The following is a 21,034-nucleotide window of genomic DNA, read 5'->3' on the forward strand; positions in this document are numbered from 1 at the left end:
TTGCGATGCGGGGCGCGGACCTCCCGCACGAGCGGACGCAGTAGGGTGTAACCGAGTCCCCGCCTCGTCGGCGGCTGTTGCCAGGGAGGCCACGATGCCGGGTGCCCGGAGTAGCGCGAGCATCGAGAATGTGGACATGAAGATCGAGGCCGTGATCCTGCCGGTCGCCGATGTGGACCGGGCGAAGGAGTTCTACGGCCGCCTCGGGTGGCGGCTCGACCAGACCCCGCCCGGCATCGTCCAGTTGACGCCCCACGGCTCCGGGTGCTCGGTCCAGTTCGGTCCGGACCTCACCCCGGGCGCACCTGGTTCGGCCAAGAACTACCTGGTGGTGTCCGACCTCGAGGCGGCGCATGCCGCGTTGGTCGGCGCCGGGGTGGACGTCGGCGAGATCATGCACGTCACCCCGCAGGGCCTCGCCGGCGGGCTGGATCCCGATCGGCGCAGCTACTTCTCGCGCGCCGAGTTCACCGACCCCGACGGCAACATCTGGCTGGTGCAGGAGGTCACGACCCGGCTTCCGGGGCGGGTCGAGGCCGACGAGACGACGTTCGCCTCCGCGAGCGACCTGGCGAGCGCGCTACGCCGCGCGGCGGCCGCCCACGGCGAGCACGAGAAGCGCACCGGCGAGGCGGACCCGGACTGGCCCGGCTGGTACGCCCAGTACATGGTGAGTGAGCAGGCCGGCACCGAACTGCCCAGCTGAGCCTGGGAGTCGTAGCGTCAGCGGCGGGCGGCCACGGCGTGAGCGACCCGGTACTTGTGGCGCGCAGCCTTTGGAACTGATGTCGTAGGCGATTCGGGCGCAGGGGGACAGGTCCGCGCGCGGGTGGTGCCGCAGCCCAGCGATCGGGTGCGCGCAGTGATCGGGCGCGGCGAGGTGGCGGCGGCGGCGGGCTGTCGGGTGTGCGTGCGGCGGGGGCGGGCTGTCGGGTGTGCCTGCGGTGGCGGCGCGCGTGAGCAGGCGGGTGGATGCGCGTCGGGCGTCGTGATGACGTCGACGGCTCAGTTCTAAAGCGTCGTAGAACCACATGGTCGGCCACTGCCGTGAGCGTCGGATCGTAGGTCGAGCGACGACGGCTCGGCAGAGCCCGGCGCTGCGTCCAGAGTGTCGCGTTGGGTGAGTCGCGGGCGGCGTACGCGAGGTCTCGGCCAGCCTCGGGCTCTACCGAGGTGCGCAGCTCGTACCCGCGGATGTTGCGGTTTGATCAACTCGTTGACAACGCGGCGCTCCGCCCGGGACTATCAGCGACGGTTCGGTGGCCTGCCTCTTGTGGGCGATGGGTCCACATGACAACGATGTCAGGCCGCGACTCCGGAGGAGAGCACATTGCCGAGATCGGCGGGCCGCGCACCAGGGCGGCGAGCATCCTGTCCGGCGGTGCCGTGACGGCTCGACGCCCACTCCGACGGACGGTTCAACCGGCCTGAGCAGGAAGCGACACACCTGCACCCCTGACGGACCGCGGTCGCGGTCCGCTCCACCACCCGTTCGACGTACTCGACGCGGATCGAGTCGAAAGGCCCTACCTGCATGTCGTATCCCTCATTCGCGCGCCCCTCGTCGCGCCGACTGCTCGCCGCGGCAACCGCGGTGCTGCTGCCGGCGGGCGTGGTCCTGGGCGCGCCCCTCGCGAACGCCGCGCCCCCGGCGCCGCCCGGCAACTTCAGCTCCTCGTTCGAGGCGACCGACCCGCAACCCGTGACGAGCACCACCGAGGTCGGCAAGGACGGAAAGCCCGTCCAGGCCAACCTGAGCGGGACGACCGCCACCCTGCCCGGCAGCCTGCTCGACAAGGTCAGTTCGGTGACCGCGAGCGACGAGAACGCCCCGAACGAGATCGCCGCGAAGCTGACGGACGAGGACTCGGCGACGAAGTGGTTGGTGTTCAGCCAGACCGGCTGGGTCACCTACCGGCTGGCCGAGCCGGCCGCGGTGGTGCGCTACGCGCTGACGGCGGCCAACGACGAACCGGGCCGTGACCCGCGGGACTTCGTCATCCAGGGGTCGAACGACGGCAGCACCTGGACCGACCTGGACAAGCGGACCGGTGAGCGGTTCAGCGGGCGGTACGCCACCAAGTACTACAGCCTCACCAACAAGACCGCCTACGGTTACTACCGGCTGAACGTCACCGCGAACTCCGGTAACCCACTCCTGCAACTCGCGGGCTGGAGCATCAGCGACGGTTCGGACACCCGGCCGCCGACCACCCCGATGGTCACCAGCGTGGGTGCCGGCCCGACGGACGGCTACACCACCAAGCCCTTGGCCGGATTCACCGGAATCTCCGCGCTGCGCTACGCGGGTGGCTCCGAGGCCGCCGGGCGTTCGTACGCCACGAACAAGCTGTTCGACGTGCACATCCCGGTCGGACCGAAGACCCGGCTCTCCTACAAGATCTTCCCCGAGTTCACCGACGGGAACGGGCAGTACCCGTCCACGTACACGGCGATGGACCTGCACTTCACCGACGGCAGCTACCTGAGCCGCCTCTCGCCTGTCGACCAGCACGGCTACCCGCTGACCACGGCCGGGCAGGCCGCGTCGAAGGTGCTCTACGCCGACCAGTGGAACGCGGTCCAGTCCGACATCGGCGCGGTCGCCGAGGGCAAGACCATCGACCGGATCCTGCTCGCCTACGACAACCCGGACACCACTGACACGACCCGGTTCCGGGGCTGGCTCGACGACCTCGAGCTGACCGCCGCGCCGGCGGCGATCGACGGCAGGCAGCTGACCAACTACGTCGACACCCGGCGCGGGACCAACTCGACCGGTGGCTTCTCGCGCGGCAACAACCTGCCGATCAGCGCGCTGCCGAACGGCTTCAACTTCTTCACCCCGGTCACCGACGCGGTCTCCGACTCGTGGCAGTACAACTACCACCGGTACAACAACGAGGAGAACCTGCCCGAGCTGCAGGGCCTGGGCATCTCGCACGAGCCCAGCCCGTGGATGGGTGACCGCAACCAGATGTCGGTCATGCCGGTCGCGGGCGACGGTCCGCTCACCGGGGAGCCCGCCGGCCGGGCGGTCGCGTTCCGCCACGAGGACGAGACGGCGCAGCCGGACTACTACCGGGTCGCCCTGCAGAACGGCCTGATCGCGGAGATGTCGCCCACCGACCACGCCGGGGTCATGCGGTTCACCTTCCCGTCCGGGCAGGCCACCGGAAGCCTCGTCTTCTACAACGGCACGTTCGACATCGGCACGGACGGCACGTTCACCGGCTGGGTCGACAACGGAAGCGGCTTCTCGGCCGGTCGCAGCCGGATGTTCGTGGCCGGCGCCTTCGACCGCGCGCCGACGGCGTCCGCCGCGACGTCCGCCACCTTCGACGTCTCCGCGAATCGGCAGATGACGATGCGTATCGCGACGTCGTTCCTCTCGGTCGACCAGGCGCACAAGAACCTCGACCTGGAGGTCACCGGGAAGAGCCTCGACGAGATCCACCACGCCGCGACCGCCGCCTGGCAGGAGCGACTCGGCCGGATCGAGGTGCGGGACGCGACCGAGACGCAACTGGTGACGCTGTACTCGAACCTGTACCGGCTGAACCTGTACCCGAACTCGCAGTCGGAGAACACCGGCACCGCCGCCAAGCCGCGCTGGCAGTACGCGAGCCCGGTGTCGGAGCCGACCGGCGCGTCGACCGCCACGCACACCGGCGCCAAGGTCGTCGACGGGCAGATCTACGTCAACAACGGATTCTGGGACACCTACCGCACCGTGTGGCCCGCGTACGCGCTGCTCTACCCGGACGTCGCGGCCCGCATCGCCGACGGGTTCGTCCAGCAGTACCGTGACGGCGGCTGGATCGCCCGTTGGTCGTCCCCCGGCTACGCCGACCTGATGACCGGCACCAGCGCGAACGTGTCACTGGCCCAGGCCTACCTCAACGGGGTCGAGCTGCCCGACCCGCTCGCCGCCTACGACGCCGCGGTCAAGGACGCCACCGTCGCGTCCGGACGCAACGCGGTCGGCCGCAAGGGCATCGAGAAGTCGCTGTTCCTCGGCTACACGCCGACCTCCACCGGCGAGTCGGTGTCGTGGGCCCTGGAGGGCTTCATCAACGACTACGGCATCGGCAACATGGCCGCGGCCCTGGCGAAGGACCCGGCCACGCCGAAGTCGGAGCGCAAGCGGCTCAAGGACGAGTCGGAGTACTTCCTGGAGCGGGCCCGCAACTACGTCCACCTGTTCGACCCGAAGACGAAGCTCTTCCAGGGCCGCGACGCCTCCGGCAACTTCCTCGTCAGCGACCCGCTGGACTGGGGTGGTGTCTACACCGAGACCAACGGGTGGAACTTCGCGTTCACCGCGCAGCAGGACGGCCGGGGACTGGCCAACCTGCTCGGCGGGCCGAAGGCGCTCGAGCAGAAGCTCGACGAGTTCTTCTCCACCACCGAGAACGCCGACCGCTACGGCGGGTACGGCGGCCTCATCCACGAGATGCTCGAGGCGCGGGCCGTGCGGATGGGTCAGCTCGGCATGAGCAACCAGCCCTCGCACCACATCCCGTACATGTACGACTTCGCCGGTGTGCCGGCCAAGACCCAGGCGATCGTGCGGGAGATCCTCCAGCGTCACTACGTGGGCAGCGAGATCGGCCAGGGCTACGTGGGCGACGAGGACAACGGCGAGATGTCGTCGTGGTACGTCCTCAGCTCGCTGGGCATCTACCCGCTGCAGGCCGGATCGTCCCAGTGGGCCATCGGCTCGCCGCAGTTCACCCGGATGGTCGTGCACCGTGCCAGCGGCGACATCGTCGTCAACGCGCCGAACAACAGCACGAAGAACGTCTACGTGCAGGGCGTGAAGGTCAATGGCAAGAAGCAGCGCGCGGTCTCCGTCGACGCGTCCGCGTTCGCCAAGGGCGGCACCATCGACTTCCAGATGGGTCCCAAGCCGTCGTCCTGGGGCAGCGGCAAGAACGACGCTCCGCCGTCGCTGACCAAGGGGAACGCGACGCCCGAACCGTTGCAGGACACCACCGGCCCGGGCCTCGGCACCGCGACCGCGACCGGCGGCCAGGACGCGTCGAAGCTGTTCGACGACTCGTCGATCACCCAGCTGACCTTCACCTCCGGTACGCCGCAGATCGACTGGGCCTTCCGCGGCGAGAAGCAGAAGCCGGCTTACTACACCCTCACCTCGGGGGCGGCCGAGGGTGACCCGGCGGACTGGCGCCTGCAGGGCTCCAACGACGGCATCACCTGGACCACCGTGGACGCCCGCAAGGGTGAGGTGTTCCGGTGGCGCAACCAGACCCGCCCCTTCAAGATCGACAAGCCGGGACGGTTCGCCCAGTTCCGTCTCGTCGTGACGAAGAGCGTCGGCGCCACGCAGACGAACCTCGCCGAGGTCGAACTGCTCGCCGGCGGTGACCTGGACCTCGGCGGCGGCGACGTCTCGGTGACCGCCGCGGGCAGCGTCGAAGCGCGCGCCGGCGTACCGGTGTCCGTACCGCTGGCCACCGTCACCGGTGGCAACACCGAGGGCTACCAGGCCACCATCGACTGGGGAGACGGCACCCCGGCCACCGAGGGCACCCTCGCGCTCAGCTCGCGTGCCGTCTACAGCGTCAGCGGCTCGCACACCTACGCCACGCCCGGTTACCACCAGGCGAACGTCACCGTCACCGACGGCGCCGGCCAGGGTTCCGCGACCGTCGGCGTCGAGGTGTCCTACGCGCCGAACGACGGCCTCGTCGCGGCCTTCGACACCGTCTGCATCGGTGACGAGGGCGTTCGCGCGGCGAACTGCGACGCCAAGCAGTGGGCGTACTCGCGGTCCGCCCTGACGGCCGCCGGCGTGACGCAGGGCAAGCGGCACGAGGTTCCGGGCACGTCGCTGCACTTCACCCTGCCGGCGATCCCGGCCGCGCAGGCCGACAACGCCACCGGCAACGGACGGACGATCGCGCTCGACCTTCCGGACGACGCCAGGAGCATCTCGTTCATCGGTGCCGGCACTCAGGGCAACCAGAGCACGACCGGCACGGCGACGTTCAGCGACGGCAGCACCGCCGGCATCCCGATCCAGATGAGCGACTGGACGCTGGGTGGCAACGCCAACGGCACGCCGTCCTACGGCAACGTGATCGTCGCCAGGACCGCGTACCGGCTGTACGGCACGAGCCGGGACGGCGCCCAGCCGTTCCTGTTCGCCACCGCGCCGTACCAGATCCCGGCGGGCAAGACGCTGGTCTCGGTGACCCTGCCGACGCAGACCGGCGACCCCGGTTCGAGCGGCCGCATCCACGTGTTCGCCATCGCCGACGACGGCACGTCGGACGAGCTCGCGATCGCCGCTCCGAAGGACCAGACGGCCGACGCCGGCCAGGCCCTCTCGGCGAACCTCGGCTCGGTGAGCGGCGGCGTTCCCGACCCGTCGGGCTACCACGCGCGCGTCCAGTGGGGTGACGGCACGGTTCCGGCCGACGTCACGATCGACTCGTCCGGTGCGATGAGCGGGCAGCACACCTACGCGCGGGAGGGCACCTACACGGTGCACGTCACCGCGTGGGACACGCAGTCCAGCAGCACCGGGACCTTCACCGTGACCGTGGGACGTGGCCAGCTCCCGCCGAAGATCGCCATGTCGGCGTCGGCCACCGTCACCACCGGCGACGCGATCACCGTCACCGGCAGCGGGTTCGCCGCCGGCGAGCAGGTCACCGTGACGCTCGGCACCAGTCCGGTGCGGACCATGAAGGTCACCGCCTCCGCGGAGGGAGCGGTGAAGGCCTCGATCGCCACGTCCGGCGACGCGCAGCCCGGCCGCTACTCGGTCACCGCGACCGGCGCGTCCTCCCACACGCCGGCGACGGCCACCGTCCAGGTGACCGAGCCGGCACAGGTCCGGACGTACCAGCCGCGGGCGGCGCTGTTGACCAGGTCGGGAACGCGCGGCACCCCGGTCATGATCGACGGCTTCGGGTTCGCACCGAACGAGGCGATCACGATCCGCTTCGGTGACGGTCTCGCCACCAGCACCGTGCAGGCGAACGCCGACGGCGTCATCTCCGGCGCCACCATCAGCGTTCCCGGCACGGCGAAGGCCGGCTCGACCAGCCTCACGCTGACCGGCGCCGACTCGGACAAGCGGATCACGCTGCCGTTCCGGGTCACCGGCTGAGCCGGAGGTAGTTCAACCGCCGTGGGCGGGCCGTGTCACACGGCCCGCCCACGGTCGTCGGTGGGTCAGCGCAGCAGCACCGGGCCGGCGTCGATCGGGGTCCGGAACAGCGCGTACGGCTTGCGTCGCCGGTCCTGTCCGCCCTGATAGGCGGCCTGCCGGTGCAACTGGTTGGCGGTTACGTAGAGGTGCCCGTCGGTGGCGACCGACATGGTGTCCGGCCAGAGCAGGCGCGGATCGTGCAGCAGCGTCTCGAACTGCCCGTCGGGCAGCCGCCGGAACACCGCGTTGTGCTCGTACGAGGTGAAGTAGATCCGCCCCGCGTCGTCGCTCTCCAGCCCGTCCGAACCGGTGCCCTTGTCGCCCTCGTCGACGACCGTGTCGGCCACCTCATCGTCGGGCAGCGACGCGTCGGCGAGGGCGTCGGTGGAGACGCTGTACCAGTGCCGTGAGGCCAGCGGGCAGTAGTAGAGTCGCGACCCGTCGGCGTTCACGGCGATCCCGTCGGAGCCCATCGACAGCGGTGTCGGGGGTCCGTCCGGCGGCCGTTGCAGCAGCGGCCGCCCCTCGACCATCGGACGGTAGCCGTGCAGCGACTCGGCGTTCGTCGACGGGTGGTCGTGCAGCCGCCGCCACGAGCGGCCGGTGGCGAGGTCGACGACCACGATGCCGTTCGGGCCGTTGCTCGCGGAGTCGGTGAGGAAGGCCAGCCCGGCCGGCCCACGTCGCAGGTCGAAGCGGACGTCGTTGAGGTAGGTGCTGGGCAGCACCACGTCGGGCGGGAATGTGATCACCTGGGCGACCTGCCCGCTGTCCAGGTCGACGCGGACCAGCTTCGGGCCGCCCGGTTTCGTCGGCCGGAACATCGGGCTGCCGGTGTCCACCACCCAGAGCCGATCGGCCGGATCGACCACCACGGACTGCACCGACACGAACGCCTGCGCGTCGTCGTCCCCGTTGGGGGAGTTCCACCGCTCGTCCGGGAACGGCACCTCCCGGCCGTCGCGCAGCTCGGCCACGGTGGCCGGCGGGTCGTCACCCCACTGCGGGTAGTTGACGAAGATCCGCCCGGTGTGCGAGACGGTCACCCCCGTCGGCATCGGCCCGGTGAAGGTGTGCACCAGCTCCAGCTCACCGACCGGCTCGTCGCCCACCGGCCCGTTCACGCCGGGTCACCGCAGAAGTCACCGTGCCGGACAGCGAGCCTGGCCAGGCTCCCCATGGACGTACCCCCTAGATGGTGGCGACGCGGGCCGGTCCCGCGCAGGACCTCCCCTCGTGCTTCCCACAGACGCGCGCACGAAACCGGAGCTAGCGACGCTCCGGTCTCGTGGGCGTCGGATCTTGAACTTGTGCGGCGCAGACGGTCACGAGCCGGCCGCAGGTATGGTCACGGCCGCTCGGGCGTGGCACGGCTGCGGCGAACCGTTCGCCACCGGACCCACCTGATCGCCCCGACCACGGCGCTGATCAGGAACAGGATCCCGGTGACCGCCAGCCATCGGCCCAGGAACGGGACCCGCTCCTGAGCGGTCGCGGCCCGGTAGGTGTCCGCGCCCCAGCCGAGCACGCTCGGCAGGTAGACCAGGAAGAGCAGCGCGCTGCCGAGCGCCGGCACCCGCACGTGGTTGAGCAGCGCGAGCCGCACCGGAAACCGCCGCGCGCGGCCCGGCCGGGGGTCCGGCGCGGCCGGCCGGGCGGGTACGCCGACCGCCGCCCGCAGCACCCGGTCGACCAGCGCGTACACGGGGAAGAGAACCAGATCGTGGAGGATCACGGCACCGATGAACCAGAGCAGCATCCGCCCCGCCGTGGCCTCCTCGGCCACCCGCAGGGCCACCCAGCCGGTGACCACGAAGCAGAGCAACAGGACGAGCAGGTGCCGCGGCCCGGCGCCGTAGGCGGCCCGGAGCCGGGCGAGCAGCTCACCCATTGGCGCGGAAGTCGATGTTGGCCACCCACTTCGTGCAGTGCACGCCGGGCAGCGCCGGAACGATGATCCTGGCCGGGAAACCATGATCGGGGGCGAGGTCGGCCCCGTTGACCCTTAGCGCCAGCAGCGAGTCCGGGTCGAGCACCTGGTTCGCCTGGAGCGTGGCCTGCCGGAACAGCCCGTTGCGCTCCAGCGACTCGACGTGCGCCGCTGCCGGGTCGGGCACCCCGGCGAGGGCGGCGAGGTCACGCAGCCGTACGCCGGTCCAGGTCTGCGTGGTCGACCAGCCTTCGACGCAGGCGATCGGCAGGCGCGCGGTGTGCTGCGCCATGGCGAGCAGCCCGGCACGGTCGAGGGTCATGGTGCGTCCGCCGCCGCGCAGCGTCAGCCGCCAACCGGAGCCAGTGTCTGCGGGCCGGATGCCCGCCGCCGCGGCGCTGCGGTTGATCTGGAATCCGTTCGGTCCGCCGCCGGGGTCCTGACCGCGCGGCAGGAGCCAGGCCGCGCGACGCAGCGGTCCGTCGAGGCTCTGCCCGACGGTCAGCGCGGCCAGCAGCAGCGATCCGCCGCCGACCAGGCCGATCGCGCCGCGCCGGCTCACCGTCGGCGGACCCGGCCGGGCAGGCACCAGCCTGTCCGGGTCGGGCGGCTCCGGCCGGGTGTCGGCGCGGGGCGTACGCAGCTCGGTGCCGGCCGGGCGGGACCGCAGGGCCGTCACCATCCGGGGCAGCTTCAGCACCACGTGCGCCACGAGCGCGGCGGTGAAGACCCAGGCCCCGAAGTAGTGCGCCGTGTAGAAGTCGAAACCGAAGACGTACGCGTACTGCGAGTTCAGCAGGCCGGTCGCGATCTGGAAGAGGATCCCGCCGACGAGCAGCAGCAGAGAGAGTCGTTCGAGCACCTGCGCCACCGAGCGGGCCGGCGGCCAGGCGAAGAGCTTCGGGATAACCGACCAGAGCTTTGCCAGCACCACCGGCACGATCACGATCCCGAGCCCCACGTGCAGCCCCTGGGTGAGGCGGAACAGCCACGCCGGCCGGGTCGGCCAGTCGAAGTGCGGCAGCCGCAGCCAGCCCACGTCGAACGGGAACGCCTGCCCGAACTGCGGGCTGTACGCGGCGTAGTCCAGCAGCCCGGTGACGATGACCAGCGGCAACGTGACGAGCAGCGCCAAGCCGTACACCGAGGTGAGCCATGGGCCTCGCAACGGGCTGCGCCAGCTCGTCGTGATCGCGTCGGCGCCGGGCGGCCGATGTCGGTCGAGGGTCCGCCAGAACCGCCGCGGTGCGCCGTAGCCCCCGGTCGGATCGGCGTGTTCCCCGGTTGCCGGGTCGCTCGCGGGCACTGCCCCTCCTCGGTCGAGTGGTCGATCTCCTGGCAATCGTGTCCGACCGCCGGGCCAGGTGACCGGTTTTGCCGCATTACCAGAGGCTTACCGACCAGCCGGCCGGGTGCGACCTGTTGCGAACTCCTTACAGACCCGCCGTACCTGCTCATCACGCCGGTCGGTTGACCTACCGTCACCGGACATGCGGGTACTGGTCACCGGCGCGGCCGGGTTCATCGGATCGCAGGTCGCCGACCTGCTCGCCGACGAGGGGCACGAGGTGGTGGCGCTGGACGCGCTGCTGCCCCAGGCGCACGGCACGCAGCCGCCGCCGTGGGCGCAGCGGCACGAGCTGGTGCGCGGGGACGTGCGCGACGGTCGGCTGCTGGATCGGCTGCTGACCGGCGTGGACGCGGTCTGCCACCAGGCGGCGATGGTGGGGCACGGCCTCGACCCGGACGACGCGCCGGAGTACGCCGGCCACAACGACCTGGGCACCGCGGTGCTGCTGGCCGCGATGTATCGGGCCGGTGTGTCCCGGCTGGTGCTGGCCAGCTCGATGGTGGTCTACGGGGAAGGGCGCTACCGGTGTGCCGCCCACGGGGTGGTGCGACCGGCCCCGCGCCGGGCCGCGGACCTGGCCGCCGGTCGGTACGACCACACCTGCGCCCGCTGCGGTGACCCGCTGACACCGGCACTGGTGCCCGAGGACGCGCCGCTGGAGCCGCGCAGCACGTACGCGGCCAGCAAGCTCGCCCAGGAGCACTTCGCCGCGGCGTGGGCCCGGCAGACCGGCGGGGGAGTGTGGGCCCTGCGGTACCACAACGTCTACGGCCCACGGATGCCCCGCGACACCCCGTACGCCGGCGTCGCCTCGATCTTCCGTTCCGCGCTCGCGGCGGGCCGGCCGCCCCGGGTACTCGAGGACGGCCGGCAGCGACGCGACTTCGTGCACGTCACCGACGTCGCCCGGGCGAACCTGTTGGCGCTGGCCGCGCCACCGCCCATCGCGGAGCTGGTGCCGGTGAACGTCTGCTCCGGCGAGCCGCACACCGTCGGCGAGCTCGCGCAGACCCTGGCCGGCGCGATGGGCGGGCCGGACCCGCTGGTCGTCGGCGGTGCCCGGGCGGCCGACGTACGGCACGTCGTCGCCGACCCGGGCCGCGCCGCCGAGCTGCTCGGCTACACAGCCCGGGTCAGCTTCGCCGAGGGCGTCGCAAGTTTCGCCACCGACCCGCTGCGTGAACCGGCGGCGGTCCCCGCCTGACCGGCCCCGGAGTTCGCGCGCCCTCGCCGCTCAGGAGACGGTCCAGAGCAGGTGGTTGACGGCGAGCGCGGTGACCGCATGCACCGCCAGCCACCAGCGGCGCGTGCCGGCGGGCAGCAGCGCGGCGGCCGCCAGCAGCCAGACCCCGAACGGCAGCCAGATCCGCTCCACCTCGGCCTTGCTCAGCCCCGACATGTCGGCGCCGAGCACCGCCACGGCGGCGGCCAGTGGCAGCACGACGGCCGGACCGGCGTCCCGCACCGCCGTGGCCAGTGCCGCCCGCCGCCAGCCCGCACGCGCCCGTCCCGTGGCCGCCACCAGCGCCCGGTACAGCGCCGGCCCGACCGCCGGGCCGGCGCAGAGCAGCAGCGCCGCCAGGTTCGCCCACACCCAGTAGGCGTACGGGCGTTCGGCGGCCCAGCCCTGGTAGTAGCGCTCGACGACCAGCCGGTACCCCTCCCACCAGTGGAAACCGGCGAGGCTGAACACCACCGCGACGGCGACGACCCCGGCTCCGCCGGCGAGCAGTGCCCGCAGCCGTGCCGTCGGGCGCAGCACCAGCACGGCCAGCGCGAGCATCCCGACCAGCACGAAGCCGTACGACATGTAGAGCGCGTAGCCGAGCAGCACCCCGCCGAGCGCGGCGGCGGCCGGGCCGCGTACCGCCAACAGAGCGAGACCGGCGGCGACCACCCCGGCGAACACCGCGTCGGCCGACGCGCCCATCCAGACCGCGCCCGGTAGCAGCACCAGGAACGGCAGCACCGCGCGGGCCGCGTCGGGGGCGCCGAGCGCCCGCAGGGTGACCGGCACCGACACGGCGACCGTCGCCCCGACCAGCACGCAGGCCAGGCCTGCGACGGTGCCGCCACCCAGCCCCACCCGGTCCAACCCGACGAAGAACAGCAGCGCGCCCGGCGGATGTCCGGAGGTGTGGGTGGACCACGAGTCGGGCCGGAAGTCGAGGATGCGGTCGGTGAAACCGGCAAGCATCGCCGGGACGTCGGTGACCCCCGGCACCTCGGTCAGGTACTCCGCCTGCACCGTCAGCCGCTTCGTCAGCCCCGCCGACCAGCCGTCCACCAACGCCAACGACAGCGTCCAGGCCACCGACGCCAGCCAGCCGGCGGTGAGCAGGGCGCCCCAACGGGCGGTCCGCGCCCAGCGCACACCCCACCAGAGCACCGTGACCGCGACCAGCAGCGCGGCCGGCGTGCCCCAGCCCACGTGCGGGTGCCACGTGGCGTAGAGCGGGGCGGCGTCGGCGTGCAGGCCCACCCCGCGTGCGTTGAGCATGAACCCCAGGCCGACCGCGGCCGTGAGCAGCGCGATCTCCACCGCGAGCACCGCCAGGTCGGCGCGGTGCCGAGGTTTCGGGGTCCGTCGGGACGTGGTGGTGAGCGTGGTTGCGGAGGCCATGACCCTGGAACCGTACGGCGGTGCGACGCCTTGCGGGGGCCGAACGGGCGCGCCGTCACCGTCCGGTAAGAATCGGCCGCGCGGTAAGCGTTCGGTAAGGACGTTCCGCCCCCGGACGCGCTGGTCGCGACCTAGCGTCGGCCTCATGTCCACCCAGATTGACCCCGTTCCGATCGACGTCGTGCTGCCCTGTCTGGATGAGGCGGCCGCGCTGCCGCAGGTGCTCACCGCCCTGCCGCCCGGCTACCGGGCCATCGTGGTCGACAACGGCTCCCGGGACGGCTCGCCGCAGGTCGCGGCCCGGTACGGCGCCCGGGTGGTGCGCGAGCCGCGAAGAGGCTACGGCGCCGCCGTGCACACCGGACTGGAAGCCGCCCGCACCGAACTGGTCTGCGTGCTCGACGCCGACGGCTCGTTCGACCCCGGTGAACTGCCGTCGCTGGTCGCCCCGGTGGCGGCGGGCGCGGCGGACCTGGCCGTCGGTCGCCGCAGACCGGTGGGTGTGGGCGCCTGGCCGTGGCACGCCCGGGTCGGCAATGCCCTGGTCGCGGCGCTGCTGCGCCGCCGGGGTATCCCGCTGCGCGACCTCAGCCCGATCCGGGTCGCCCGCCGTGAGTCGCTGCTCGCGCTCGGCGTCACCGACCGGGCCTTCGGCTACCCCCTCGAACTGCTGATCCGGGCGGCCGCCGCCGGCTGGCGGATCCACGAACTCGACGTGCGGTACGCGCCCCGCGCCGCCGGCACCCGCTCGAAGGTCTCCGGCTCGGTGCGCGGCACGCTCCGGGCGACCCGCGACTTCGCCGGGGTGCTGCGTACCGTGAACGGTTCCCGGTGACCGTGCTCCTGGTGGTGGCGAAGGCACCGGTGCCCGGTGCCGTCAAGACCCGGCTCTGCCCACCGGTCAGCCCCTTGCAGGCGGCCCGGATCGCCGCCGCCGCCTTACGAGACACCCTGGACGCCGTACGGGCCACCCCCGGGGTCACCCCGGTTCTTGCCTGCGCCGGTCGGCTGACCGACGCGGAGGACGCCGCCGGACTCGTCACCTCCCTGCGCGGCTGGACCGTGCTGCCGCAGCGGGGCAGCGGGCTCGGTGACCGGCTCGCCAACGCGTACACCGAGGTGGCCGAGGCCTTTCCGAACCGCCCGGTGCTCCAGGTCGGCATGGACACCCCGCAGCTGACCCCGGCCGGGGTCACCGCGGCGGTACTGCGGCTGGCGAGCGCCGACGCGGTGCTCGGCGCGGCGGTCGACGGCGGCTGGTGGGCGTTGGGGCTGCGCGAGCCGCGTGAGGCGGCGCTGCTGCGTACGGTGCCGATGTCGACCCGGAGCACCGGCTGGCTCACCTGGTCGGCGCTGGCGGAGCGGGGCCTGCGCGTCGCGCCGCTGCCACTGCTGCGCGACGTCGACGAGTGGCCCGACGCGCTGGCGGTCGCCGCCGAGGCCCCGTCCGGCAGGTTCGCCCGGCAGATCGGCATGGTCCGCCGGGCCCTGGTGTCCGGAGGCCACCGATGAGCGTCGACGGCTTCGCCATGGCGCTGCGCGACCGTGCGCACGACGGCCACTGGCTTGTGCACGGCGACGGCGTACGGAACCGGCTGCCGGTGCGCCGCTGGCACGGTCCGGCCGAGCCGGCCACCGCCGAGGTGGTGGCCCGCTGCGCCGGCCCTACGCTCGACCTCGGGTGCGGTCCCGGTCGGCTCACGGTGGCGCTGGCCCGGGCCGGGGTCACCGCCGTAGGAGTGGACATCTCCGCGTACGCGGTGGCCGCCGCCCGGGCGAGCGGCGCCGTGGCGCTGCACGGCGACCTGTTCGAGCCGCTGCCCGCCGAGGGCCGCTGGGCGCACGCCGTCCTGCTCGACGGCAACATCGGCATCGGCGGCGACCCGGTCGCGCTGCTGGCCCGCTGCCGTTCCCTGCTCGACGCGGCCGGCACGGCGCTGGTCGAGCTGGAAGCGCCCGGGCCCGGGCTGTGGCAGGGCCAGGTCCGGGTGGCCTCGCCACGCCGGGCGGGGCCGACCGCGCTGGGACCGGCGTTCCGCTGGGCCCGGCTGGACATCCGGGCGGTGCACCAGGTGGCGACCCGCGCCCGGCTCAGGGTGCGCGACGTGTTCCGGCACGGCAGGCGGTGGTTCGGCGAGCTGACCGTCGCGGACGGGTGACGGTCCCGCCGAGCGACCCGGTCAGATCACGGCGGGGAGTCGGACCACGAACCGGCACCCGTCGGCCGTGTTCCGAACGGTGACCCGACCGCCGTGCGCCTCGACCAGCCCCCGCACGATGGCCAGGCCCAGCCCGCCGGAGCCCTCCCCGTTGCCACCCGGGCGGGGGGTACGCGCCGGCTCACCCCGGAACGCCACATCGAACAGGCGCGGCAGATCCTCCTCCGGGATGCCGCCGCAGGTGTCCGCCACCGCGAGCCATGCCTCGTCGTCGTCCCGGCCCCCGTCGACGTGCACGGTGCCGTCGTCAGGGGTGTAGCGCACCGCGTTGAGCAGCAGGTTGCCCACCACCCGGGCCAGCTCGGGCTCGCTGGCGAGCACGGTGGGCCAGCCCGACTCGGCGGCGACGAGTTTGATTCCTCGGGCGGCGGCGAGCGGCGCGGCACCGGCGAGGGCGTCGGAGACCACCTCGCCGAGGGGCACCGAGGCCAGAGAGAGCCGCAGCGCGCCCGCGTTGATCCGGGAGAGTTCGAACAGGTCGTCCACCAACCGGGTCATCCGGTCGGTCTGCACACGGATGCGCCGGTGGTACTCGGCGACCGTCGCCGGGTCGTCCACCACGCGGTCCTCGAGCGCCTCGGCCATCGCGCGCAGGCCGGCGAGCGGCGTACGAAGGTCGTGGGACACCCAGGCGACCAGGTCACGACGACCCTTCTCGATCCGGCGTTCCCGCTCGCGCGCCTGGTCGGCCCAGACCGCGGCGGTGGCGAGCCGCCGGCCGAAGTACCAGCCGATGGCGAGGCTCACCGCCGCGGCGGCGGCCACGGTGAGCAGCACGACCTGAAGGTCGTGGCGGGACAGGAACATCGCCCGGGCGACCACCGTCACACCGGCCACCACGGCGGCCACGGTCACCGCGAGCAGCACGCAGACGTGCACGGTGATCGACCGGTGTCGCAGCAACCGCAGCGCGAGCGCGCCGGCCAGCCCGACGCCGAGCGCCGCCACCAGCGCCATGGCGAAGATCAGAGTGAGGTCACGCATCGGCGGGTTGGTATCGGTAACCGACACCCCACACCGTGACGATGCGTCGTGGCGCGGCCGGGTCGTCCTCGATCTTCTCCCGCAGCCGGCGTACGTGCACGGTCACCGTGGACTCGTCGCCGAACGTCCAGCCCCAGACCCGCTCCAGCAGTTCGGCGCGACGGAACGCCCGCGCCGGGTGTCGCAGCAGGTGAGCCAGCAGGTCGAACTCACGCAGGGTGAGGGTCAGCTCCCGGTCGTGCAGCCGGGCCACCCGGGGACCGGTCGCCACCTCGAGGCCGGCGTCGACGAGGACCTCCGCCTCCCTCGGCGCGGGTTCCCCGGCTCGGCGCAGCACCGAGCCGACTCGCAGCACCAGCTCCCGGGGAGAGAACGGTTTGCCCAGGTAGTCGTCGGCGCCCAGTTGCAGGCCGAGCACCCGGTCGGCCTCGTCGCCGCGCGCGGTGAGCATGATGATCGGTACGCCTTCCGACCCCTGCCGCAGCCGCCGGCACACCTGCAACCCGTCCAGCCCGGGCAGCATCAGATCGAGCACCACCAGGTGCGGGCGGCGTTCCCGCACCGTGTCGAGGGCCGCCAGGCCGTCCCCGACGTGCTCGACCTCGTAGCCGGCGTGTTCCAGGTAGCGGCAGACCACGTCGCTGACCGTCCGGTCGTCGTCCACCACCAGCACCCGATGCCTCACGTGCACCTCCCCGCGCCAACCCTAGCCAGGGTCTCCGGGGGCAGTCGGGGGCCAGATGTTGCGGGTTCCTTACCGGGCGACGTGGCTGACCGGCCGGTGAGGACGCCGCCGATCCGCCCGCCCGGCCATCCGAGGCGGCCGGGCGGGGCGGGACCGGGGTCAGTCCCGGTCGAGGACGACGAGGTCGGCGTCGTGGGTCGGCGTCCACTGGACGGGAAGGCCGACCGCGCTGAGGTGGCTGCCCGAGTAGCTCTGATCGCCCTGCCGGTACCGCGCGTCCGGGGCGAGGCCGCGCAGCGGCAGCCGCACCGGGCGGGACGGCAGCAGTCCCGGGCCGTCCGACCGGCCGGTGTGCCAGGCCAGCACGACCACGCGCCGCCCGTCGGGGGAGGTGTACTGCACCGCGCAGCGGGCCTGGTCCGGCCCGCCGATCAGGTGCACCTCGCCGTGCGTGACGACCTCCCGGATCTCCTTGTACCGGGAGATCCACCCGGCCGCCTCGGCGCGCTGCTGTGGCGTCCAGTGCCGGATGTCCGCGCCGATGCCGAGCACCCCGGCCATGGCGAGGACGAACCGGAACGCCAGCGACCGGGGCCGCGGATCGAAGATCCCGGGCGCGTCGGTCACCCACGAGCTCAGCAGGTGCGGCGCGTTGGCGTGCAGGAAACCGTGCTGGATCGCCAGCCGGTCCATGGGGGCGGTGTTGTCGCTGGGCCAGAAGATGTCGGCCCGACCGGCCATGGCGAGGTCGGTGCGGGCGCCACCGCCGGCGCAGGACTCGATCAGCACGTCCGGGTGGTCCCGGCGGAGCTGGTCGTAGATCCGGTGCAGGGCGGTCACGTGCGCGCCGTCGAGGTCCAGCGGTCCGTCCGCGCCGGCGCGGCCCGGTTCGGTCCGCGGCCGGTTGAAGTCCCACTTCAGGTACGCGATGTCGTACCGGCGCAGCAGGCCGTCCAGCGTGGAGTGGACGAAGTCGGCGACCTCCGGCCGTCCCAGGTCCAGCAGGTACTGGTTGCGGATCGGGGTGAGCGGCCGCCCGTCGATCTGGTAGACCCAGTCGGGGTGTTCGGCGTACAGCCGGGAACGCGGATTCACACACTCGGGCTCCACCCAGAGTCCGAAGCGCAGTCCCAGCCCGCGGACCTCGGCGATGAACGCCTCGAAGCCGTCCGGGAAGCCGGCCGGGTCGGGCGTCCAGTCGCCCAACCCGGCGGTGTCGTCGTTGCGGCCGACGAACCAACCGTCGTCGACCACGAACGTCTCGACCCCGAGCTCGGCGGCGATCCGGGCCAGTTCGAGCTGGCTCTTCGCGTCGACCGCGAAGTAGGTCGCCTCCCACGAGTTGTAGAGCACCGGCCGGGGGACGAGCCGATCCCCGGCGAGTATGCGCTGGTAGCGGTGCCAGACCTGGGCCAGCCCGTCGAGCCCGTCGGTGCTGTACGCCCCGGCGACCTCCGGCAGGGTCAACGTGCCCCCCGCCGGCAGTTCCAGCGGGCCGTCCGGCAGCCGGCGGCCGGCCCGGATCCGGGTGAGCCCGCCGGTGTCCCGCTCCGCGGTGATCTCCCACGAACCGGTCCAGGCCACCGCCACCCCCCAGGCCGGTCCGTCCGGCTCGGCCCGGTCCCGTACGGCCAGCCACGGCACGTGCAGATGCCCGGGTACGCCCTGGCTGCTGCCGATGCTGAAGGCGCCGTGCTTCAGCTCGACGTGCTCGAGCTGGAACTCCTGCGCCCACTGCCCCCACTGGTGGCTGAGCAGCGCGCCGTGCGGGGTGGGTACGCAGAACCCGCCCGTGCCGACGCGGGCCAGGCGCAGCGGTTCGCCGCCGGCGTTGGTCAGCTCCACGCGGCGGCGGACCACGTCGGCGCCGGCCGGTACGGCGTAGCGCAGCACCGCCCGCAGCCCGGTGACCGGGTCGGCGAAGGTGACCGCCAGCGTGCCGGCGGCCGGATCGTGCGCCGCCTCGGTGAAACCGAACGCCACCCGCCGGTGCCCGGTCATTGTCTCCACCACCAGATCGGCGCCCGTGAACGGGCGGTCCGCGTCGGTGGCGTACTCGATCGGGGCGGCGTCCCCGGCGGTGAGGAACGGCACCGGCCCGTCGTACGCGACGGGGGAGGGGCCGTCGCCGACCCCGTGCGGCCCCCACGCGACGAGTTCCAGCCAACGCCCGTGCGCCGGCACCGTCACCACGTACTCGGTGTGCGCGCCGCGCAGCGTCCACCGCTCACTCCTCGCGCTCACTGGTTCTCCTTCGTTCGCGACTGCGGGGCTCGCAGGAGCGGCTCACTCCTCGCGCTCACTTGACCGCGCCGATCGCGAGGCCGCCGATGAAGTGTCGCTGGAAGCGCAGGAAGACCGCGACCGTCGGCACCGCCGCGATCACCGTGCCGGCGGCGATGACGCTCCACGAGGAGACGAACTGGCCCTGGAGCGCGAGCAGCGCCGGGGTGACCGGCATCCGGTCGTCGGTACGCAGCACGGTGATCGCCCAGAGCAGGTCGTTGAAGATCCAGGTGAAGGAGAGCGCGCCGAGCGCGGCCAGGGCCGGCCGGGTCAGCGGCAGCATCACCCGGGCGAAGATCTGCGCCGGACCGGCGCCGTCGATCGTCGCCGCCTCCTGGATCTCGCCGGGCAGGTCACGCATGAAGCCGTGCAGCACGAACGTGTAGAAGCCGAGCCCGAAGCCGACCTGCACCGCGATCAACGCCCAGAGCGTGTCGTACAGGCCGGTCAGCTCACTGAACTTCTGTACCGGGATGAGCAGGATCTGCGGCGGCAGCAGGTTGCCGGCGAGCATCAGCAGCAGGATGGTCCGCCGGCAGGGGATCCGGTAGCGGCTCAGCGCGAACGCCGCGACGGCGGCCAGCGCGAGGCTCAGCAGCACCGAGGGCACGGTCACCAGCAGGCTGTTGACCAGCGCCTGCAACTCCCCGCCGTCGACCCACGCCTGCCGGTAGGTGTCGAGGCTGAACGAGTGCGGCAGGCTGCCCACCCCGTTGGCGGCGATGTCGTCGAAGGTGCGGGTGGACATCACCACCACCCAGATGACCGGCCCGAGCCAGAGCAGCGAGAGCAGGACCATCCCGGTGTGGAAGGTCCCGGTGCGGAGCTTGCGGATCACGCTTCCTCCCGGAACGCACGGACGAGATAGCCGAGGATGACGGCGAGTGCGAGCACGAAGATCACCACGGCGATGGCCGAGGCGTACCCGAGCCGCAGGCTCTGGAAGGCGGCCGAGTACATGTACGTGCTGAGCAGCTCGGACGAGTGGTACGGCCCGCCCTTGGTCAGCGACCAGACGATGTCGAACGAGCGCAGCGAGTCGATCACGATGACCGACAGCACGACCGCGTTGACGCCCTTGAGCTGCGGCACCGTGACGTACCACAGCCGCTGCCAGCCGTTCGCCCCGTCCACCCGCGCGGCTTCGTGCAGCGCCGGGTCGATCGCCTTGAGACCGGCGAGGAAGAGCACCATCACGTAGCCGATCTGCCGCCACAGGGCCGGCAGGATCACCGCGTAGAGCGCCGTCTCCGGATCGGCGAGCCACGGCCGGATGAGATCTTCCAGCCCGACGGTGCGCAGGATCTGGTCGGCCAGCCCGTCCGGCTGGTAGAACACCCGCCAGACCAGCGCGGTTACCACGAGGGAGAAGACCACCGGGGTGAAGAGCGCCGCCCGGTAGAAGCCGACCCCCCGCCGTTCCCGCTGCAGCAGCAGCGCCATCCCGAAGCCGCCCACGACGGAGAGCCCGCCGAAGAGGACCAACCAGATGACCGTGTTGAGCAGGGCGCCGCGGAACGTGGCGTCCCCGACGAGCTCGACGTAGTTGTCGACGCCGATGAACTCCGGCGGGGTCTGACCGTCCCAGCGGGTCAGCGAGAACCAGAAGCCCTGCAACGCCGGCCAGAAAACCCAGATGCTCTCGACCGCGAAGGGGACCAGCACGAACGCCACCAGTAGCGGCGACAGTCGAGCCGACCGTCGCCGCCGCCGGGGGTTGCCGGTCACCGTGGACGTCGCCGCCCCCGGCCTATCGGCGATTGTGGACAC

At 72.5% G+C, this 21,034-nt stretch carries 15 protein-coding genes; 6 read left to right on the forward strand and 9 right to left on the reverse strand.

Annotation, left to right across the window (positions count from 1 at the left end; translation table 11 throughout):
* The first annotated feature begins 136 nt into the window (after positions 1 to 136).
* Positions 137 to 706 carry a VOC family protein gene (locus ABZS42_RS10535; protein WP_355143803.1) on the forward strand — a complete coding sequence of 190 codons (570 nt, stop codon included), beginning with the start codon at positions 137 to 139 and terminating at the stop codon, positions 704 to 706.
* Positions 707 to 1,534: 828 nt separating this feature from the next.
* Positions 1,535 to 7,144, forward strand: coding sequence for a GH92 family glycosyl hydrolase (locus tag ABZS42_RS10540; protein ID WP_355143805.1), 5,610 nt, complete (start codon positions 1,535 to 1,537; stop codon positions 7,142 to 7,144).
* Positions 7,145 to 7,209: 65 nt separating this feature from the next.
* On the opposite strand, the gene ABZS42_RS10545 is transcribed toward ABZS42_RS10540, so the two are convergent.
* The 3 genes from ABZS42_RS10545 to ABZS42_RS10555 form a co-directional block, all read right to left on the reverse strand.
* Positions 7,210 to 8,310: an L-dopachrome tautomerase-related protein gene (locus ABZS42_RS10545; protein ID WP_355143807.1), complete on the reverse strand. Its 1,101-nt coding sequence runs from the start codon at positions 8,308 to 8,310 to the stop codon at positions 7,210 to 7,212.
* A 224-nt stretch (positions 8,311 to 8,534) separates the two neighbouring features.
* Positions 8,535 to 9,077 carry a hypothetical protein gene (locus ABZS42_RS10550; RefSeq protein WP_355143809.1) on the reverse strand — a complete coding sequence of 181 codons (543 nt, stop codon included), beginning with the start codon at positions 9,075 to 9,077 and terminating at the stop codon, positions 8,535 to 8,537.
* The gene (locus ABZS42_RS10555; RefSeq protein WP_355143811.1) at positions 9,070 to 10,422 is read right to left on the reverse strand and encodes a molybdopterin-dependent oxidoreductase; all 1,353 of its coding nucleotides are present in this window, start codon (positions 10,420 to 10,422) and stop codon (positions 9,070 to 9,072) included. The genes ABZS42_RS10550 and ABZS42_RS10555 overlap by 8 nt, the downstream gene beginning before the upstream one ends.
* Before the next feature lie 184 nt (positions 10,423 to 10,606).
* Here ABZS42_RS10555 and ABZS42_RS10560 point away from each other — a divergent pair, with 184 nt between their 5' ends.
* Positions 10,607 to 11,671: an NAD-dependent epimerase/dehydratase family protein gene (locus ABZS42_RS10560; RefSeq protein WP_355143813.1), complete on the forward strand. Its 1,065-nt coding sequence runs from the start codon at positions 10,607 to 10,609 to the stop codon at positions 11,669 to 11,671.
* 30 nt (positions 11,672 to 11,701) lie between these two features.
* On the opposite strand, the gene ABZS42_RS10565 is transcribed toward ABZS42_RS10560, so the two are convergent.
* Positions 11,702 to 13,090, reverse strand: a complete 1,389-nt coding sequence (locus ABZS42_RS10565; RefSeq protein WP_355143815.1) for a hypothetical protein — start codon at positions 13,088 to 13,090, stop codon at positions 11,702 to 11,704.
* 145 nt (positions 13,091 to 13,235) lie between these two features.
* Here ABZS42_RS10565 and ABZS42_RS10570 point away from each other — a divergent pair, with 145 nt between their 5' ends.
* From ABZS42_RS10570 to ABZS42_RS10580, 3 genes are read left to right on the forward strand one after another with little or no spacing between them, the layout of a single operon-like run.
* On the forward strand, positions 13,236 to 13,925 hold the full coding sequence (locus tag ABZS42_RS10570; RefSeq protein WP_355143817.1) for a glycosyltransferase family 2 protein: 690 nt from the start codon (positions 13,236 to 13,238) through the stop codon (positions 13,923 to 13,925).
* Entirely contained in the window at positions 13,922 to 14,602 is a 681-nt protein-coding gene (locus ABZS42_RS10575) for a DUF2064 domain-containing protein (protein WP_355143819.1), read from the forward strand. The genes ABZS42_RS10570 and ABZS42_RS10575 overlap by 4 nt, the downstream gene beginning before the upstream one ends.
* Entirely contained in the window at positions 14,599 to 15,249 is a 651-nt protein-coding gene (locus ABZS42_RS10580; protein WP_355143821.1) for a class I SAM-dependent methyltransferase, read from the forward strand. Before ABZS42_RS10575 ends, ABZS42_RS10580 begins: the two co-directional genes overlap by 4 nt.
* Positions 15,250 to 15,270: 21 nt before the next feature.
* Here ABZS42_RS10580 and ABZS42_RS10585 read toward each other — a convergent pair whose 3' ends face one another.
* The 5 genes from ABZS42_RS10585 to ABZS42_RS10605 all read right to left on the reverse strand — a co-directional run bounded on the left by ABZS42_RS10585 (position 15,271) and on the right by ABZS42_RS10605 (position 21,034).
* Positions 15,271 to 16,293, reverse strand: coding sequence for a HAMP domain-containing sensor histidine kinase (locus ABZS42_RS10585; RefSeq protein ID WP_355143823.1), 1,023 nt, complete (start codon positions 16,291 to 16,293; stop codon positions 15,271 to 15,273).
* On the reverse strand, positions 16,286 to 16,978 hold the full coding sequence (locus tag ABZS42_RS10590; RefSeq protein ID WP_355143825.1) for a response regulator transcription factor: 693 nt from the start codon (positions 16,976 to 16,978) through the stop codon (positions 16,286 to 16,288). The genes ABZS42_RS10585 and ABZS42_RS10590 overlap by 8 nt, the downstream gene beginning before the upstream one ends.
* A 159-nt stretch (positions 16,979 to 17,137) precedes the next feature.
* Positions 17,138 to 19,222 (reverse strand): alpha-galactosidase, encoded by a 2,085-nt coding sequence (locus ABZS42_RS10595; protein WP_355143827.1) that lies wholly within the window; start codon positions 19,220 to 19,222, stop codon positions 17,138 to 17,140.
* 55 nt (positions 19,223 to 19,277) lie between these two features.
* The gene (locus tag ABZS42_RS10600; RefSeq protein WP_355143829.1) at positions 19,278 to 20,102 is read right to left on the reverse strand and encodes a carbohydrate ABC transporter permease; all 825 of its coding nucleotides are present in this window, start codon (positions 20,100 to 20,102) and stop codon (positions 19,278 to 19,280) included.
* Positions 20,099 to 21,034 carry a sugar ABC transporter permease gene (locus ABZS42_RS10605; protein ID WP_355143831.1) on the reverse strand — a complete coding sequence of 312 codons (936 nt, stop codon included), beginning with the start codon at positions 21,032 to 21,034 and terminating at the stop codon, positions 20,099 to 20,101. The genes ABZS42_RS10600 and ABZS42_RS10605 overlap by 4 nt, the downstream gene beginning before the upstream one ends.

This window comes from Micromonospora sp. NPDC005367 (assembly GCF_040606825.1).
In the GTDB taxonomy this organism is placed as follows: domain Bacteria; phylum Actinomycetota; class Actinomycetes; order Mycobacteriales; family Micromonosporaceae; genus Micromonospora.

What these genes read in the sequence shown, in the direction of transcription:
- ABZS42_RS10570 (WP_355143817.1), top strand. Translation starts at nt 13,236, where the DNA reads ATGTCCACCCAGATTGACCCCGTTCCGATCGACGTCGTGCTGCCCTGT.
- ABZS42_RS10585 (WP_355143823.1), bottom strand. Translation starts at nt 16,293, where the DNA reads ATGCGTGACCTCACTCTGATCTTCGCCATGGCGCTGGTGGCGGCGCTC.
- ABZS42_RS10565 (WP_355143815.1), bottom strand. Translation starts at nt 13,090, where the DNA reads ATGGCCTCCGCAACCACGCTCACCACCACGTCCCGACGGACCCCGAAA.
- ABZS42_RS10550 (WP_355143809.1), bottom strand. Translation starts at nt 9,077, where the DNA reads ATGGGTGAGCTGCTCGCCCGGCTCCGGGCCGCCTACGGCGCCGGGCCG.
- ABZS42_RS10540 (WP_355143805.1), top strand. Translation starts at nt 1,535, where the DNA reads ATGTCGTATCCCTCATTCGCGCGCCCCTCGTCGCGCCGACTGCTCGCC.
- ABZS42_RS10560 (WP_355143813.1), top strand. Translation starts at nt 10,607, where the DNA reads ATGCGGGTACTGGTCACCGGCGCGGCCGGGTTCATCGGATCGCAGGTC.
- ABZS42_RS10535 (WP_355143803.1), top strand. Translation starts at nt 137, where the DNA reads ATGAAGATCGAGGCCGTGATCCTGCCGGTCGCCGATGTGGACCGGGCG.
- ABZS42_RS10580 (WP_355143821.1), top strand. Translation starts at nt 14,599, where the DNA reads ATGAGCGTCGACGGCTTCGCCATGGCGCTGCGCGACCGTGCGCACGAC.